17 protein-coding genes are annotated in these 17,731 nt (G+C 44.5%); 13 read left to right on the top strand and 4 right to left on the bottom strand.

The genetic code is table 11. The features are described from left to right. The first annotated feature begins 40 nt into the window (after nt 1-40). From MHH52_RS19415 to MHH52_RS19390, 6 genes are all read left to right on the top strand, one after another. A complete protein-coding gene (locus MHH52_RS19415) occupies nt 41-1,021 on the top strand; it encodes an ABC transporter ATP-binding protein (RefSeq protein WP_340004097.1) in 981 nt (326 codons plus the stop codon). Next, on the top strand, nt 1,014-2,003 hold the full coding sequence (locus MHH52_RS19410; protein WP_340004096.1) for an ABC transporter permease: 990 nt from the start codon (nt 1,014-1,016) through the stop codon (nt 2,001-2,003). Before MHH52_RS19415 ends, MHH52_RS19410 begins: the two co-directional genes overlap by 8 nt. Before the next feature lie 270 nt (nt 2,004-2,273). Then, the gene (gene parE, locus MHH52_RS19405) at nt 2,274-4,256 is read left to right on the top strand and encodes a DNA topoisomerase IV subunit B (RefSeq protein ID WP_283908237.1); all 1,983 of its coding nucleotides are present in this window, start codon (nt 2,274-2,276) and stop codon (nt 4,254-4,256) included. 256 nt (nt 4,257-4,512) lie between these two features. Next, entirely contained in the window at nt 4,513-6,954 is a 2,442-nt protein-coding gene (gyrA, locus tag MHH52_RS19400; RefSeq protein ID WP_340004095.1) for a DNA gyrase subunit A, read from the top strand. Nucleotides 6,955-7,146: 192 nt separating this feature from the next. Continuing rightward, nucleotides 7,147-7,578: a MarR family transcriptional regulator gene (locus MHH52_RS19395; RefSeq protein WP_313641890.1), complete on the top strand. Its 432-nt coding sequence runs from the start codon at nt 7,147-7,149 to the stop codon at nt 7,576-7,578. After that, nucleotides 7,575-7,718, top strand: coding sequence for a hypothetical protein (locus MHH52_RS19390; RefSeq protein WP_340004094.1), 144 nt, complete (start codon nt 7,575-7,577; stop codon nt 7,716-7,718). Before MHH52_RS19395 ends, MHH52_RS19390 begins: the two co-directional genes overlap by 4 nt. Nucleotides 7,719-7,949: 231 nt before the next feature. Here MHH52_RS19390 and MHH52_RS19385 read toward each other — a convergent pair whose 3' ends face one another. Beyond that, complete coding sequence (locus MHH52_RS19385) at nt 7,950-8,696, bottom strand: RluA family pseudouridine synthase (RefSeq protein ID WP_340004093.1); 747 nt, start codon at nt 8,694-8,696, stop codon at nt 7,950-7,952. Nucleotides 8,697-8,699: 3 nt separating this feature from the next. Next, nucleotides 8,700-9,563 carry a class I SAM-dependent methyltransferase gene (locus MHH52_RS19380; RefSeq protein ID WP_340004092.1) on the bottom strand — a complete coding sequence of 288 codons (864 nt, stop codon included), beginning with the start codon at nt 9,561-9,563 and terminating at the stop codon, nt 8,700-8,702. A gap of 228 nt (nt 9,564-9,791) precedes the next feature. Between MHH52_RS19380 and MHH52_RS19375 the strand changes: the two genes are divergently transcribed. The 4 genes from MHH52_RS19375 (at nt 9,792) to MHH52_RS19360 (ending at nt 12,513) form a co-directional block, all read left to right on the top strand. After that, the gene (locus tag MHH52_RS19375; RefSeq protein WP_340004091.1) at nt 9,792-10,652 is read left to right on the top strand and encodes a helix-turn-helix domain-containing protein; all 861 of its coding nucleotides are present in this window, start codon (nt 9,792-9,794) and stop codon (nt 10,650-10,652) included. Nucleotides 10,653-10,744: 92 nt separating this feature from the next. After that, nucleotides 10,745-11,110, top strand: a complete 366-nt coding sequence (locus MHH52_RS19370; protein ID WP_313641885.1) for a VOC family protein — start codon at nt 10,745-10,747, stop codon at nt 11,108-11,110. A 169-nt stretch (nt 11,111-11,279) separates the two neighbouring features. Further along, on the top strand, nt 11,280-11,732 hold the full coding sequence (locus tag MHH52_RS19365; protein ID WP_340004090.1) for a flavodoxin: 453 nt from the start codon (nt 11,280-11,282) through the stop codon (nt 11,730-11,732). 1 nt (nt 11,733) lies between these two features. After that, nucleotides 11,734-12,513 carry a hypothetical protein gene (locus tag MHH52_RS19360; protein ID WP_340004089.1) on the top strand — a complete coding sequence of 260 codons (780 nt, stop codon included), beginning with the start codon at nt 11,734-11,736 and terminating at the stop codon, nt 12,511-12,513. Between the two features lie 77 nt (nt 12,514-12,590). Here the strand turns inward: MHH52_RS19360 and MHH52_RS19355 are convergent, their stop codons facing one another. Next, nucleotides 12,591-13,436, bottom strand: coding sequence for a GNAT family N-acetyltransferase (locus tag MHH52_RS19355; RefSeq protein ID WP_340004088.1), 846 nt, complete (start codon nt 13,434-13,436; stop codon nt 12,591-12,593). An 83-nt stretch (nt 13,437-13,519) separates the two neighbouring features. Then, nucleotides 13,520-13,813, bottom strand: coding sequence for a GNAT family N-acetyltransferase (locus tag MHH52_RS19350; protein WP_340004087.1), 294 nt, complete (start codon nt 13,811-13,813; stop codon nt 13,520-13,522). A 292-nt stretch (nt 13,814-14,105) separates the two neighbouring features. Between MHH52_RS19350 and MHH52_RS19345 the strand changes: the two genes are divergently transcribed. The 3 genes from MHH52_RS19345 to MHH52_RS19335 all read left to right on the top strand — a co-directional run bounded on the left by MHH52_RS19345 (nt 14,106) and on the right by MHH52_RS19335 (nt 17,654). After that, the gene (locus MHH52_RS19345) at nt 14,106-14,717 is read left to right on the top strand and encodes a 50S ribosomal protein L25 (protein ID WP_340004086.1); all 612 of its coding nucleotides are present in this window, start codon (nt 14,106-14,108) and stop codon (nt 14,715-14,717) included. A gap of 327 nt (nt 14,718-15,044) precedes the next feature. Next, nucleotides 15,045-16,892, top strand: coding sequence for a fibronectin type III domain-containing protein (locus MHH52_RS19340; RefSeq protein WP_340004085.1), 1,848 nt, complete (start codon nt 15,045-15,047; stop codon nt 16,890-16,892). Nucleotides 16,893-17,078: 186 nt separating this feature from the next. Further along, nucleotides 17,079-17,654, top strand: a complete 576-nt coding sequence (locus MHH52_RS19335) for a glycoside hydrolase family 2 TIM barrel-domain containing protein (RefSeq protein ID WP_340004084.1) — start codon at nt 17,079-17,081, stop codon at nt 17,652-17,654. Nucleotides 17,655-17,731: the final 77 nt, after the last annotated feature.

The following is a 17,731-nucleotide window of genomic DNA, read 5'->3' as shown; positions in this document are numbered from 1 at the left end:
CTAGCCGAGGAAATGACAGTAACAAGGAGCTAAGCAGAATATGACAAAAGCGAACAGTGGAGAATCCAGCCCGGTCGTCTTGTCTGTGGACGGGGTACGGAAAAAAATAGGACGAAAGTGGATTATTGATGATGTTACGTTTGAGGTGAGAGAAGGAGAAATCTTCGGCTTCCTCGGTCCAAATGGTGCTGGGAAGACAACTACGATCCGAATGCTCGTCGATTTGATTCGTCCCAGCGAGGGCAAGATTACCGTATGTGGTTACAATGTGAACCGAAATCCGGAAAAAGCATTGCAATTTGTTGGCTCTATCGTTGAGAACCCTGAGGTATACACCTATTTGACGGGATGGGAGAATTTGCAGCATTTTGCCCGAATGCAGCCTGGTATAGATAATGCACGGATTAGCGAAGTGGTAGATATTGTTCGGTTAGATCAGCGAATACATGATAAGGTAAGTACATATTCACTTGGAATGAGACAGCGTTTAGGCATAGCGCAGGCGCTGCTGGGACGTCCGCGTCTGCTTATTCTGGACGAGCCTACAAATGGCCTTGACCCCAAAGGCATTAAGGAGTTGCGAGAATTTATACGCAAGCTGGCAGATGAGGGACTAGCAGTGTTCGTGTCGAGTCATCTTCTTAGCGAAATCCAGCTCCTCTGCGACCGTGTAGCAATTATAAGTAAAGGGCGGGTACTAGCAGTAGGTGCGGTAGATGAACTGATCGCTCGTAATTCACCGTATGTTCTTTGGGAGCTTGAGCCTTTTGCTGAAGCCCGAGAATTACTGGCTAATCGCCCAGATATACAAATTCAGAATCTGGAAGACGTTACCTTGGATGACTCTATTATTGCAGGTATGGGTCCGAATTCTTTAATCACAATCATGGATCAGGATTTGATCCCTGAGATTGTGGCTGTAATGGTAACTGCTGAAATCGAAGTTAGGGCTGTGCATAAAATTAATCCGACACTGGAACAGCTATTCTTGAAACTAACGGAGGGTGAGAACGTTGAATAACATGCTTCCGCTAATCCGTAATGAATGTTTAAAAATCATAAAAAAGAAACGGTTTTATGTTATACTGCTGATTCTGATTGTACTGGTGCCTATGTTCACCTATGCCCAAATGCGCTCAGCCGAGCGTAGCAGAGATAAATTCAACTCCGATTGGCGCCTGGAGATCCAGCAGCAGATCATTGATAATCAAAATTCACTGGGAAGTGACCGAATTCCAGAGGAATGGAAGACTTATCGGCGAATATTTGTACAACAGCTTCAGTATTACCTCCATCATGATGTGAATCCGAACGAGCCAAGTGGCGTTACCTTTACCCGTGAGTTTATGGATAATTCGGTTACTTTATTTATTCCGCTACTCATAATGGCGGTAGCCTCGGATTTAGTCTCTGCGGAGCGAACTACAGGGACTATCAAAATGCTGCTGACAAGGCCAGTCAAACGCTGGAAAGTATTGTTTAGCAAAATGGCGGCACTGCTTATGTTTGTTTCACTTATCGTGCTTTCCACCTTTGTGATCAGCTACCTAATCTCTGGTCTGGCTTTTGGATATAAGGGCTTTAATATCCCTGTATTTACAGGCTTTAAGATTAGTGGGGACTCGGTGGATATGTCTACTGTACATGCAGTACCACAGTGGAAATATATGCTTATGCAAGGTGGATTGGTCTGGTTCGTAAGCGTCGTTGTTGCTTTGCTTGCTTTTATGATCTCGGTACTTGTAAGAAGCACTGCTGCTAGTATAGTGGTCATGATGGCAGCGCTGATTGCTGGAAATATTTTGACCAATATGGCTTCTGCCTGGACAACAGCGAAATATTTATTTATGGTAAATCTTGGGCTGACCGGTTATTTGTCAGGAACTCCCGCACCAATTGAGGGGATGTCTTTGTCATTTTCTATGGCTGTGCTGGCTGTATGGGGGGCCGCTTCGGTGATCATTTCATTCGCCGTCTTTACGAAAAGGGATATTTTGAATTAGAATGTACAAAGTGACGAAAACGTTTGTTTGCATTTCTAGAAATATAAGAAAGTATAATCTACACTTTATACTTCATCCTTATATTTTTGGCAGTAACGGATACCGTTCTTAACACAAAGGACGGCAAAGCCGTTTCTTCTTAAATATAAGAAAGTATAAGTTTTGCACCAATACTTAATGTCTTATATTTCTCGCTTAAACGCTTACCGTCCTTATAGGGACGCCGAAGGCGCTAATGCTTGAGTATAGAGAAAAGAAGGAGGAGCATGAATGCTCGAACAGATCGATATGTTTGCTGAAGTTTCTAATAACGGCGAGAATGGCCGTACTGGATACGATGCTGACGACATTCAAGTGCTCGAAGGTCTAGTTGCAGTACGCAAACGACCTGGCATGTATATCGGCAGTACAAGTTCTTCGGGATTACATCATCTAGTATGGGAAATTGTAGATAATGCCGTGGATGAGCATTTAGCCAAGTATTGTACGAAGATTGACTTACTACTTCGCAAAGATGGCTCGGTAACGGTGACTGACAACGGTCGGGGGATCCCAACTGGAATGCATAAGACAGGAGTACCAACGCCGCAAGTCGTATTTACAATTCTGCATGCGGGCGGTAAATTCGGTGGATCTGGTTACAAGAAATCAGGCGGTTTGCATGGCGTAGGGGCTTCAGTGACGAATGCTTTGTCTGAATGGCTCGAAGTAGAGATTTATCGTGAAGGCAAAATCCATCGTCAACGTTTTGAATATTGGGTGGACAAGAAGGGGAAAGAGCATGTTGGCGAACCTGTAACGGGCCTTGAAATTCTGGGGAACACCAACAAAACCGGTTCGAAAATTACTTTTAAACCGGACATTCGTGTCTTTCCAAATGGAATTGCCCTGAATTATGACACGCTGGCTGAACGGGTTCAGGAGATCGCTTTTTTGAACTCAGGTCTGCGTATTACGCTGCATGATGAGCGGAGCAACCGTCAGGACGAGTTCTTTTACGAGGGTGGAGCTAGTCAATTTGTACAATTCCTAAATGAGGGCAAGGATGTTCTGCATGATGTCATTCACTTCAGCGCAGAAAAAGACGATATCGAGGTGGAAGTGGCTCTTCAGTACAATGGAGGCTATACGGAAACCTTGGCTTCCTTCGTTAACTCCATTCCTACTCGTAGTGGTGGTACTCATGAGACGGGCTTTAAGACTGCGTATACTCGTGTATTAAATGACTATGCCCGCCGTACACAGTTGCTTAAAGAAAAGGATAAGAATTTAGAAGGAAATGATTTGCGCGAAGGTATGATGGCTGTCATTAGTGTCAAAATGTCCGAGGTTGAATTTGTTGGACAGACTAAGGATCAGCTCGGTAGTGCTTCTGCTCGTAGTGCAGTAGACTATATCGTATCTGAGAATATGGCTCGTTTCTTGGAAGAGAACCCACAGGTTGCACAGAGTCTTCTGAAAAAGTCGATTCAGGCTTCGAAGGCCCGTGAAGCGGCTCGCAAAGCCCGTGATGAGATCCGTACAGGTAAGAAACGTAGCGAGAGCTCGAATCTTGGCGGCAAGTTGTCACCTGCGCAGTCCAAGGACGTTACACGTACCGAATTGTTTATCGTAGAAGGTGATTCAGCTGGTGGATCGGCGAAGCAAGGCCGTGATTCTAAGATTCAGGCTATCTTGCCGTTAAAAGGAAAACCGATGAATCCAGAAAAAGCCAAGCTACTGGACATCCTGAAGAACGATGAATATAAAGCGATCATTTCCACGATTGGTGCAGGAATTGGTCCAGACTTTACCGTCGAAGACAGCAATTATTCCAAAATTATCATTATGACCGATGCGGATACAGATGGAGCGCATATTCAGGTGCTGCTGCTGACATTTTTCTATCGTTATATGAAGCCGTTAATAGATGCTGGAAAGGTCTTTATCGCTCAGCCTCCGCTTTATAAGCTGACCCGTAAGACGGGCAAGCTGGAGACCGTACGTTATGCATGGAGTGATGAAGAACTGCAAAATTACTTAAAGGAATTCGGCAAAAACTTCGAGCTTCAGCGTTATAAAGGATTGGGTGAGATGAACCCCGATCAGCTGTGGGAGACGACGATGAATCCAGAGTCGCGTACGCTGCTTCAGGTGCAGATTGAGGATGCTGCTAAGGCTGAGCGTCGTGTTTCTACACTGATGGGTGATAAAGTCGATCCACGTAAACGCTGGATTGTTGAGAATGTCGATTTCACTGAAATTGTAGAGTAGTTGCAGTGAGTAGTGCTGCTAGTGACGATAATCCCGATTTTCAAAAAGCTTGGTGATTCTTGGAACGTTGGGGAATTTTGGAACTGTAGGAGCGATAGCGTTCGCCTTTGTTTCCGGATTTTATCCGCAATCAGCGGTTATAATCAAAAAAATCTGGAAACAACAGCGACCGGAAGTCCAAAACTCCCCGAAGTTTTACCTTAGAATCACCACACTATTTTAAAACGGGCAGTTTGAGGAACAGAAGGTGAGCAAAGTGAGTAGTTTATCAGAACAATTTTTGCCGGCTTTTCTGGAAGAGGTCGTCGGTGACCGCTTTGGTCGGTATTCCAAATATATTATTCAGGACCGGGCAATCCCCGACGTCCGCGATGGACTTAAGCCTGTACAGCGTCGGATTCTTTATGCGATGTACGACTCTGGCAATACGCCTGACAAGCCGTACCGCAAGTCAGCCAAAACCGTCGGGGATGTAATGGGTAATTACCATCCACACGGTGACTCCTCGATTTACGATGGTATGGTTCGTATGGCGCAACCATGGAAATTGGGGCATGTACTTGTTGACGGTCACGGCAACTGGGGCTCGATGGACGATGACCCAGCTGCGGCGATGCGTTATACGGAAGCACGGTTATCTCCGATTGCAATGGAGATGATGCGTGATATCGAGAAGCGGACAGTACTGTTTAAGGATAACTTTGACAATACAGCCAAGGAACCTGTTGTTGTGCCCTCTCGTTATCCGAACTTACTCGTGAATGGCACGAGTGGGATTTCCGCAGGTTTTGCCACTGAGATCCCGCCGCATAACCTTCGTGAGGTTATTGATGCTTGTATCGCAGTCATGCAGAAACCAGATATTGAACTTGAAGATATCATGACCTTTATGAAAGGTCCGGATTTTCCTACAGGCGGCACTATTATGGGTGGAGACGGCATCATGGATGCTTACCGCACAGGTAAAGGCCGTATTTACTTACGCTCCAAGACTGAGATTGAGAATATGCGAGGCGGCAAGCAACAAATCGTGATTACTGAAGTTCCATTCCAGATTGTAAAATCACGACTAGTTACCTCCATGGAGAACATTCGGTTAGAGAAGAAGATCGATGGCATTGCTGAAGTTCGTGATGAGAGTGGACGAGAAGGACTTCGGATTGTAGTTGAACTCAAGAAAGAAGCTGATGCCCAAGGCGTCTTGGCGTATCTGCTCAAAAAAACCGATCTTCAAATCACCTATAACTTCAATATGGTGGCTATCGTCAACAAAGCGCCGCAACAGCTTGGTCTTAAAGCCATCCTGGAGGCCTATATCGCGCATCAGCGTGAAGTAGTGACTCATCGCACCCAGTTTGATCTGGAACGTGCAGAAGACCGCGCTCATGTCTTAGAGGGCTTGGTTAAAGCGCTGAATATTCTAGATGAGGTTATCGCTGCTATCAAAGCATCGAAGAACCGGCAGGATGCTCAGAACAATCTCGTGTGGATGTTCGGCTTCAGTGAACGTCAAGCGGATTCTATCCTTACCTTGCAATTGTATCGTCTGACCAATTTGGAGATTACTTCACTCCAAAAAGAATTGGATGAAATGATGACAAAGATTACACATCTGCGCGGTATATTGAAAAGTGACAAGAAGCTCGTAGCTGTAATCCGTAAGGAATTGCTGGAGATTCGCGATAAATATGGGATTGATCGTCGCTCCCTTATCCAAGGCGAAGTAGAGGAACTTAAGGTTAGCCTTGAAGCGCTAGTCAACGCAGAAGATGTGCTAGTAGCACTTTCAGCAGACGGTTATATTAAGCGAACAAGTATGCTTTCCTTTACCCGTTCTGGTGGGGAACGTCACACATCAGGTGTTAAAGAAGGCGACCATATCGTCAAGCTGCTCGATGTGAATACCCGTGACAGTCTGCTGGTATTTACGCGCAAGGGGCAATACTTTTTGCTTCCTGTTCACCAGATTCCGGAGTTTAAATGGAAAGAACCTGGTACAGCGATTGTTAACGTTATCGGATTGTCTAAAGGGGATGGAATCATTAGTGTGATTCCGGTCAATAATCTTGACGATCCTCAGCAAAGTCTCGTGTTTATCACCCGCAGAGGTCAGGTTAAGCGTACAGAGCTCAAGGAATACTCTACAAGCCGTTCTGGAGCGGTAGCAGCCTGTAAGGTAGCAGACGGTGATGAGATCATTACAGTGACTACTAGTACGAATGACAAGGACATTGTACTCGTGACTCGTGAAGGAATGAGCATTAGATTCCATGAGAATGAGGTTAATCCTATGGGTCGTGTTGCATCTGGTGTAAGAGGAATTCAATTGCGTGAGGGCGATGAGGTAATTTCTTGCTTCTGGGTCAGCGAGGACGAAGGAGAAATCCTCTCCATCTCCGATATCGGATATGCGAAACGTTCACTACTAGTGGATTATCCATCCCAAAGCCGTGGTGGCAAAGGAATGCCAACCTTTGAATTTAAGGAAGGCAAGCGAGTACGACCAAATGGCAGCAGGTTGGCAGGGGCTTTCTATTGCAGAGAACCGCTGGAATTAAACGCAATTACACGGGAGAATGCACATCACACATTTTCTTCTGAATCTGCACCACTTGGAGAGCGTCGCTCTACGGGCAAACAGATTGTTCCTGTGGAGAAAAAAGATGAGATCGTTAATCTTTTCCCAGCAGTTAAGTAAAACAAGCTAGTAACAACAGAATTATTATAACGATGCTTAGTCAACTCTTCATGAGAACTGACTAAGCATCGTTTTTTATTTTCATGCTTAACAGTGCAGAAGATTTATTTTTCTTCTTTTGCAGGAAATGGAATTTGTTTCGCGAAAATGTAGGTATACCGGATAGAACCGCAAGGAAAGGAAGGAATAAGTGTGCACGCATCTGAATTCAGTAAAATTTGGCATAAGATTTTGAAAGATTATAAACTACATATGGACAGTAATCTTGCCCCAACGCTAACGGATGCCCAACTCACTGTACTTGAACTGCTCCAGGAACGTGATGCCATGAAGCCTTCTGATCTGGCTCCACATCTGGCGACCAGTCCTGCAGCGGTTACTATGTTACTTGATCGGATGGAGAAGCATGGGCTTATTGTTCGGGAGAGAGATGCTGCGGACCGACGTATTGTATGGGTGAGTATAACGGAAACTGGAATGCAGGAGACTGCACGTGGTTTAAAGATCCGCAGCGATTTTTTTGCAGAAGCGCTTGATCCGATCTCCTCTCATAACCAACAGTTACTACTATACTTAATGGGCAAAATGGTTGTTACAACTACACCGGAGAGTTCTACACCGTGAATAAGGGAATAGATTTGTTGTATCACTACTACAATGAATCTACAGGTCCATTTCATAATCTGTCTGATCTACCGCCACAAGTAGCGGAACAGATTCTTAATGATCTACGTCACCAGAATAAAGGCTATGCAAGTCAGTGATCGGAAGATTATCTCGATATTCGGCAGGAATTTCAATTGATCAATTTGACCCTGATACTATCAGTTTCACCTACGGAGATTTGTTTCCTATTATGAGATATCAAGATGGTAAACCTTATCGCAATGAAGTTTATACCAGGGATGAGATTGTCCATGTAATAGATGAATTCGGGATGACAAGCCGTTAAGGAAGTACAACAACACTTTATTTCAAAAAAAGAAGGCCATCCGTTAGCGGACGGCCTTCTTTTGTAATTCCTTAGACCACAAATCCCAAGGATGAGTTTGTGGGGGCAGGGAAGTAAGTTCTACCTCTTCTTTGGTAACAGGGTGAGGAAAGCCTACGAGTGCAGACCACAGAGCAATTTGCTGTCCAGGTTTGTTCACTGAAGCCCCATACTTCTGATCACCGTATAATGGGCAGCCGATGGAGCTGAGCTGCACTCGAATTTGGTGTGAACGACCGGTAAGTAAATCGATCTTGAGCAGGCTGAAGCCCTCTGCACTGCCAAGTACCGTGTAATCCAGAATGGCCTCCTTACCACCGGGGGTTCCTTTCCGGACTACGGTCACGGTGTTACTCTTTGCGTCTTTAAGCAGCGTATCGGTAAGACGGTCGCGAGATGCTGGCGGTTTTCCGTGCACGACAGTTAAGTACACCTTATGAAAGCTGTGAGTGCGGACACTCTCGGACAGTCTTGATGCAGCTTTAGATGTCTTGGCAAAGATCATTGCACCTCCAACCGGACGATCCAGGCGGTGGACTAGGCCCATATAGACGTTTCCAGGCTTGTTAAAACGTTCCTTCACATCATCTTTGAGCAGGTTCAGCAGATCAGGATCTCCAGTGGCATCCTCCTGAACAGGAATATTCACAGGCTTCACTATTCCGAGAAGATGGTTATCTTCGTACAACACTTCAAAGCGCTGCGATGCTCCGCCCATAGCTTCGTTGTTGCCAGATATATGCTGTGACATGGCTTACGCCTCCCAGCGTCCCAGAATACCACATGGTAGGTTCATGCCGGAGGAAGTGATCGGAAGACCGATTTCGCCGGAGGTGAGTTTCCCACCATAACGTTTGCCCATTGTCATCGACAACATATTACGTAGTACTGTTGGAGAGATTCCGGTGGTGTAAGAATTTATAAGCATAAACAAAGGTTTATCGCTCATAATTTGCAAACAGCTCTCAAGGAATGGATATAAGCTTGATTCCAGCTTCCACATTTCTCCGCCAGGTCCTCTTCCGTAGGAAGGTGGGTCCATAATAATCGCATCATATTTACTTCCGCGGCGTTGTTCGCGTTGTACAAATTTGAATACGTCATCCGTGATGTAGCGAACTGGACGTTCTCCCAGGCCAGACAGCTGTACATTTTCCTTCGCCCATTGCACCATACCTTTGGCTGCATCCACGTGAACTACAGAAGCGCCGGCACTTGCTGCGGCTACAGTAGCTCCACCAGTGTAAGCAAATAGGTTTAGCACTGAGATCGGACGGTTAGCAGCCGCAATCTTGTCCATCATCCAGCTCCAATTAGCCGCTTGTTCAGGGAATAACCCGGTATGCTTGAAATTCGTAGGACGCAGGTGGAATTTTAATTTTCCGTAACTAATCTTCCAATCATCCGGAATTTTTTTTTTCATTTCCCATTGTCCACCGCCAGCCGAGGAACGGTGATAATGACCGTGCACATCACGCCATTTCGCTGTCTCATTGGGTAGCGGCCAAATAATCTGCGGATCAGGACGGCGCAGGATAATGTCGCCCCAACGTTCAAGCTTCTCTCCACCGCCAGTGTCAATTACTTCATAGTCTTTCCAGTCGCTCGCTATATACATGATTTAATCCATCCTTCAAAAATTCATTTAGCCTTTATTGTACATCATTTCACCTTATAGCTACAAACAAATTACGCGAAGGCTTATCACTTTACTTATTTTATCCAATGAAGATTATGTGTATAATATTTCCATACTTGTAGCTATTATTTTGGCGCTACAAGTAAGGATTGTGTATGATCAGATACTAGAGCTCTTACAATATTTACGATCGGAGAATAGCAGCGTATGTTCAATCTCTCACCTCTATATTTCCCGATAACTGCGAATCCAGACCATACAAGTGAGTTTCTGCCTTGCCAAGCGCTACAGCCGTATATTCGCTGCTTCTGGGGCTCTGTTGAGCCTTGTCTCCATTCAGAGGCATTAGTTCCCGTTGTGGACAAGACAGTTTGTTACGAACCTGGGATGGAAACGATTATTCCGGATACATGCATGGACATTATATGGAATTTGGATGTATCAACAGGCAGTACACGAACTGTTTTTTCCGGCATAAATGATGCTCCTTTTGAAGTCCCTTCAGACAGGGGAGAAGGTATGATCTCACGCTTCGGTATCCGATTTCATTTCTGGGCCGTTCATTATTTTGCGGATGACCATCTCCGGGATGTCTTGAATGCATTTGTGGATGTAGACCAATACTTTGGTTCTTTTAAGAGAGAGCTGGGGCTTCTACTGGAACAAGCAAATTCTATGAATGAAAGGATTGCAGCTGCTGAGGCTTATCTGTTTCGGCGTCTTGAGCGTGAAGGGCGGACAAACGATCGGGTAATGAACGCAGTTTATACCATAATTAAACAAAAAGGTGTGGTAACAGCTGAGGATTTGGAAGCCAGCTCTAATCTAAGCAGACGGCAATTAGAAAGACTATTTCAAGAATATATAGGTGTAGCTCCCAAAAAAACAGCTGATCTTGTGCGATTTCAGAATGTTTGGCGGGAAATGTATCATCTGTCTGCGCAGACGAAGAACATGCAGGATCTTATTTTTGCGTATGGATTCAGCCATCAGTCTCATTTTATAAACAATTTCAAGAAATATGCAGGACGAACACCACTTGACGCTTTGGTCTATGCTGGTAGATAAATGTCGCGATTTTGCAATACAAAGGGTTCTAGTCTTGTTAAACTCAAGTAAGAAATGGGCACTAAGATGATGAGAATGAAAGGGGACAAGTTATGATTTCGTCTTTTGAAGGTACTAACATTTACACTAAGGATACTGCAGCGTTGGCTGCATTTTATTCGGAGGTGCTCGGTATTCCTATCCCGTTCGAAGGTTATGGCAACTATGATGGCGCAAAGATTGGGTTTGACCAGAAACAGCCTGGATTCATTATTTGGGATGCGACGAAATGGGAAAAGCTAACGACAGGCTTTGTTAATTTAGTATTCGGCTGCGATAACCTTGATGCTACGTACGAACAGTTAAAGGCTAAAGGACTGGATTGTCAGCCACCGGTTACGATGGAATATGGCGGGAAAGAAATGAACTTCCGTGATCCAGATGGTAATCACATTACCTTGCTCGAAGGAGCATACTAATTCAGTTTTGAGCAAAAATAGGGATCGAACGCAAACGCAACCGTGTGAATAACCGGGAGTTTGCGTTTTTTTATTTTATTTATTTGACAATGATAATCATTATCAAATAGAATGAGGGTGAAAGTATATATGTTTTAAATTTTAGGTTTAGTTGGGGAGGAACAGAAAGATGGCTAAAGTGCTAGTGGCATATGCCAGTTTAACTGGCAACACTGAGGAAATGGCTGAATTGATTGTAGAAGGAATACGCCAAGCAGGCGGTGAAGCCGTTTTGAAATCGGTCACTGAATGTAATGCGGTTGAGATAAATACATATGAAGGCGTGCTACTAGGGGCATACACTTGGGGAGATGGAGAGCTACCGGATGAAGCTCTTGATTTCTATGAGGAGATGGATGAGCTTGATTTGACCGCTGTGAAGTCAGCAGTTTTTGGCAGTGGAGATACAGGATACGCCATTTATTGTGGAGCAGTGGATTTATTCGTGGAGAAGTTAAAGGAACGTGGAGCTGTGATATTACAGGATAGTCTAAAGATTGAATATGGACCGAGCGCTGCTGAAAAAGAAGCCTGCCGTCAATTCGGTCGTCAATTTATCGAAGCCTGTTTGGCGGTATCATAGGATGGGCGTGCCAGCAGGAAGTTGGATAAATAAACCCCAACATGTACATACACCTCAGTATAAACGACTCCATGATTATCGGATGGAGCACATTATGCTTGGAGGGGCAGAGAATTTATCAAGTGGAACTCCAGCAACGGGGCTTCCACGCTGGCGCCAGCAGGTCCAGTATGCGGTAGGGCATACACTTAACGACTTTTACAGTCTGCTGCCTGAAGTGCGAAGAGAGACACCTATACAATTTCTGTTAGAGCGTCGGTGGCCTCCTAAAGGGGATGCTTTTCCTTCATTGCTACAATATTGGGATATCAAAACGAGTATAGCGGATGAACTTATGCGTATTGTCTCAAGCAATCATCTACAGGAGATCCCGGTTATGTTATATGAGCAGTGGTATGTTCCCGTCCCGGAGCTGAAACTGGAGCTTTCGATGATTACTCAACTGGCTTGGAATTCTTTACAAAATAGTAGAAGTCTGAACATTCAGAAGTTTATGGTGAATGGCAATGAGGATACCATTGCGGGCTTTTTGCATATGACTAACGTCTTCTGTTATGCAGCTTACGGTGAACCTGCGGAGACCGTGGAAATTTATTCGCTATTAGAGGGTAGTAAATATTCTTACCATGGACATACATTCTCTCAAAAAGAGTCATTGGATTACGTACGTTTGTTAGCTGTATTTCTTGAGAAGGAAGTGTTGGCTGATGGCTCATTAAACTGCAGTGACCGTAGAAATGATAGAAGTGAAGCCAATGTTGGAGGGTTTGGACTGATGTGATCGCTCTAAAAATAAAATAAAGCCTCCTGTCCTACAGGCGAGAACGCCCGATAGACAGGAGGCTTTATTTCTATGGATTAGCCGATAAATCGGTAATAATCCTGTTTATTCTGAATGACAAAGCCACAGCTTTCATATAGCTTAAGCGCATTGGGATTATCTAGAGCGACCTCGAGATTAATTCCATTATAGTTTTTACGTTCTCGTTCGATCGTTTGAAGAAGTGCACTTCGACCAATGCCTAGCCCTCGTAGCTTCTTGCTGACAGTAAATCCATAAATCCAGGTTTCATTATCTTCGGTCCACAGCCGCATTTTACCAACAGGTTGTCCGTCCATTTCGATCATAATATGCTCTTGCAGGCCTTCCTGTTTCTGCAGGTCATAGAGTTCGGCGGCATCTTCTGTCTTCATGTCAAAACCTCCACAGTCCAGCTCGACGAGAATATGCGCCTCGTCTTCACGCGCAGGTCGCAAAATCACTGTCCCTGTGGCTGAGCTTGCTTCAGAAGAAGTAACCGAATTTCCGTCCCATTTCATCTGATATTCAGCGTGATTGAACTGTAAAGGCAGTGTTTGCAGAAAAGCAGCTCCAGAAGTAGAGGCGGCGGGAGCATTCAGAAGAAGGGTAGTGACATTGCCCCGTTTAATAATAGTCTGTGCTCGGTTCCACAGAGAGGTGAAGATACCCCGTCGACGATATCCTGGTCGAACCATACCGCAGACTTCCATATCGCTTCCGAATCCATATAGTCCTAAGAATCCGACCAGTAACTCGTCATCATAGGTCACGAGCCATTCTGTATCCCCTACACTTGATGGTCCGCGAAGCATATCCCAATTCAATTTCAGTGAAATTCCCTCATATTGCTCACAACGTTCTTGTAATTCTTCTATATTTTCCAAAGTATTAGCAGTAGTCAAACCCGTTTCCTCCTAAATTGTATTTGAACTAAGAAAATAAGTTCGAATAGGTTAATAAATCTTTACGGAAACGGGAACGGAGATCAGTCTCGCCCGCCTATGTTCCCGCTCAGCACGTCCTTATACTCCGGATGCTTCTCGAATTGATGAGCTGCATAGGAGCACACAGGAACAATTTTCAAATGTTCATTTCGAGCCTTATCTACAACAGCCCGTACAAGTTCTTCACCGGTACCCTGACCGCGCAGTTCTTCAGAAACACGAGTGTGGTCAATGACCAATTCCCCAGTTTCTTTATCTAAACTGTATGTGATCTCGGCAAGGTCCTTACCGTCATTCGCAACAAAAAAACGTCCTGTTCCATTTTGAATTTGCATCTTATGGCTTCACTCCTAAATGGTTATTGCCTATATTTTACTACCACGATTTGCAAAAAGCGAGAAGTCAGCCGGATACGTTAAGCTTATTAGTGAACAGCTCATTCACTCCTAAGTAATGAATAATTAATATTGAATTGTATGATAATACAATTTAACCCTGTTATAACCTGTGTTAAGTAAGGTCCTTAACGGATTCAAAGGCAGGACAATGGGGTAATAAGAGAGTGGTTAGGTTAGACATACATATCTAATCGGTCTTACTTAAAATCCCTACTTAGGAGGAATCATCATGAATACAACAGTACGTTTGACAGAAAGATCCGGCTCGACTTCTTCACAGCGCAGAAAAGGCTTTGTACCGGTCGTCGTGTACGGTGCAGGTTCAGATAGCCAATCCTTTACAGCGGATGCTAAGACAATTATCGGGATTTTGGCTAATAACCCTCGGGCAGTTCTAACGTTGGAATTGCCAGACTCGGGTAAAAAGAACGCTGTCATCCAAGAAATTCAGCGCCAGCCAGTATCCAAACAACTGCTGCACATTGATTTTCAGCAGATAGACATGAAAGCCAAATTGGATACGAAAGTAGCATTCCACTTTACTGGCGAGCCCGTTGGTGTGAAGAGTGGCGGCGTACAACAAATTGAATTGCATGAACTGGATATTCGCACACTTCCGGATAAATTAACTGCATCTTTTGAAGTGGATATCAGTGGACTGGATATTGGTGACCAATTGCTGGTATCCGATTTGCCGAAGCATGAAGGCTGGGAAGTATTGACGCCTGAGGATACTTTGATTGTCCGGGTTGCACCACCGGTAGCACAGGAACCATCTGATGAGGATGTTGCTGCTGAACCAGCTGCAGCCGAAGCTTCTGGAGAAGACAAAGCGGAATAGATTAGTGAAATAGATAGTAAAGAGTAGATAGAATCCTTATTAAAGGAGCTGTCTGCTCTTTTTGTTTTGTCTTACGTGAACACGAATTAATAAAGTAATTATGGTCTTTCGTATAGTTTCTTAAATGGAATTTTTAGGCGTTTCGCCTTATTTAGTTAAAATTTTACAGATAATCGTTGACGAATCGGTTACAAAGGCTGAGAATGAGGACAATTACCATGGTAAAGATTTCAAAAGTTTCCGCCGTTGCTTGATGAAAACGCTTTAGTTATTTAGCTTCAAAGAACTCTCATTGCCCAGATCATCATGATTATGAGGAGGAAAGTTATGAAGATGAGGAAGCTGTTTTCGATTTTAATGTCAATTCTGTTGGTTCTTGGTGTGGCTCTACCTTTTGGTGGGAAAGCAAGTGCAGATGCTGCTGCTGATGCTTCAAACCGTGCGTTAATTTGGCTCAAAGCCCAACAGGATGCAACAGCGGGGTATGCTTTTGATGGATTGGTGGATAGCTTTGAGGATTTCTGGGGACCCAACAACCCTAAACAGATTGTATACACGTATGATCAGGCCGTAGCAGCCATCGCTTTTATTGTAAAAGGTGAGCGGACACGTGCGGAGAAAGTCTTGAACAAGATGCGGGACATTCAGGACCCCTCAGGGTTCTGGTTGAATTCTTATTGGTATAACAATGGCTTCGGTGAGGAAATCCGTAAACATGTGGGGCCAGTAGTATGGATGGCAATGGCTGCTATGGCCTATGAGAAGCAATATAATGATTCAAGGTATCGTCCGATGGCGCTCAAAGCACTCGATTGGAGCTTGTCGTATAAAAAAGCCAATGGCAGTATTGCTGGAGGTTGGAGCGGTTGGAGCAATTCAGACGAACCTTGGAGCTCAACCGAGCACAATATCGATATTTATCGGGTATTGCAGTATTATGCATCGGTAGATTCTTCAAAAGCAGCAGCTTACAATAGTGCAGCTTCAGGAGTCAAAACCTTTTTTGATAATTATGTGTGGGATGACAGTGCTAAACGATTCAAGGGGGGCTGGAAAAACGATACGAATCTAATCGACCCTAAAATTCCTTTAGATGTGAATCCTTGGGGAGTATTGGCCTTAGGAGTATCCGGAACGCATAATTATGGAGCAAGCTTAGCCTATGTTGAAAATGCATCCGGCACTCCAGGTACACTCGCGAATCCGCGTTACAAACAGACACTTACTTATAATGATGCAGGAAATACACTTACGGGATATGACTTTGATTGGACAGATGAAGTGTTGCCGGCATTCGACGATAACGGAAATCAAATTGGAAATACGGGTGCAGATGTATGGTTTGAGGGTAGCGCATTTATGTCACTTGCCTACTATATGCAAGGCAATACATCCAAAGCAGATGCGATCAATACAGAGATTATAAAAAAACAAGGCACAAGCGGTGCTTCTCTTGGGGGTATTCCTTACTCACTGAAAGGGACCAGCAACAGCTATTGGGTGATGGCGCAACAAAACTGCGTATCAAGCACAGGTTGGTTAATTATGTCGCTTCACCGATTTAATCCATTCACCGGGCAATATTTAACGGATGGTGGTAATACTGGAGATACTACAGCACCAACCGTTCCAGCGAATCTGACGGTAACCAGCAAGACGGATACAGCAGTTAACTTAAGCTGGTCCGCCTCTACCGATAATGTTGGTGTTACAGGGTATCTCGTTTATCGCGGAACACAGCAGGTAGCCTCTGTCGCGGGAACTATAGCTACTGTTAACGGACTAAATCCGAGCACAGCATATACGTTTACAGTGAAAGCTACTGACGCAGCAGGCAATCTATCAACTGCTAGTAATGCCGCAACAGTTACGACTGATCCCTCTGGAGGTAATGGAGGCGGAGACCATGTGACCGCAGACTACACCGCAGGGGTAACGAAGCTCTCTTCAACAGAAGCAAGCATTTATATTACTCCAACAACTGCTGCACTTTATGTAGATGTGCATTACAAGATTAACGGAGGTGCTCAGCTTAATTATCGGATGACGAACAGTTCAGGAAGATGGAAGCAGACCGTGAGTGGATTGAGTGCCGGCAGCAGTATTGAGTATTGGTTCACTTATGAGAAATCTGGCCCGCAATATGATTCAGCCCATTATACCTATGTACAGTGAGGATAATGAAAGACTTAAACGGTAAGATTCGTAGATAGAGCAAGTAAAATAGAGAAGGCTGTCCCAGGTACCATAGCAATGGCTAGGGAGAGCCTTCTTTTCTAATTGCATCCTTACGAAATAGAAGCGTAAACTGAATAGTTTCCAGATGTAATCTCGTGGTCTGGAAAGGAGCCGCAACTATACATGCTGGAGCTTCAGCTATTCATAAAGGATCAACAGGAGCCTGTGGATGATCTGATTGAACGTGTGGGATTTCGTACCGTAACTACAGAACGTGGCGCGATTCAAATCAATGGAGAAGATATTGTTTTTAAAGGCTTCAACCGACCTGAAGATCATCCCCTCGTTGGATCGGCGATTCCTTATCAACTTATGGTTCAAGATATGGAACTGATGCTGGATATGGGAGCCAATGATGTACGTACAAGTCATTATCCAAATGATGAGCGCTTCCTCGATTTATGTGATGAGAGAGGAGTTTACGTATGGGAGGAGAATCATGCTCGTGGTCTTAGCATAGAACAGATGCGACATCCTTTATTTGCTAAGCAGTGTGAAGATTGTAATCGAGAGATGGTCGAGTCGCATTATAATCATCCAAGTATTGTTATCTGGGCAATTCTTAATGAGTGTGCCAGTGATTTGCCGGAAGGAAAAGAGATGTATCGTACACAGCTTTCGCAGATTCGCAGGATGGATACATCTCGACCGCTTACGTTTGCTTCCCACCAGCGGGATAGAGAGCTTAGTTTGATCTAGTAGATATCGTTTCCTTTAACCTCTATCCGTAGTGGTACGACGATTCCGACCCTCGGGAGCTGTGTTTACAGGCACGG

The organism is Paenibacillus sp. FSL K6-0276 (assembly GCF_037977235.1).
Classification (GTDB): Bacteria; Bacillota; Bacilli; order Paenibacillales; family Paenibacillaceae; genus Paenibacillus_AQ.
The sequence above is the reverse complement of the archived record's forward strand: the minus strand, read 5'-3'. Positions and strand labels throughout refer to the sequence as shown.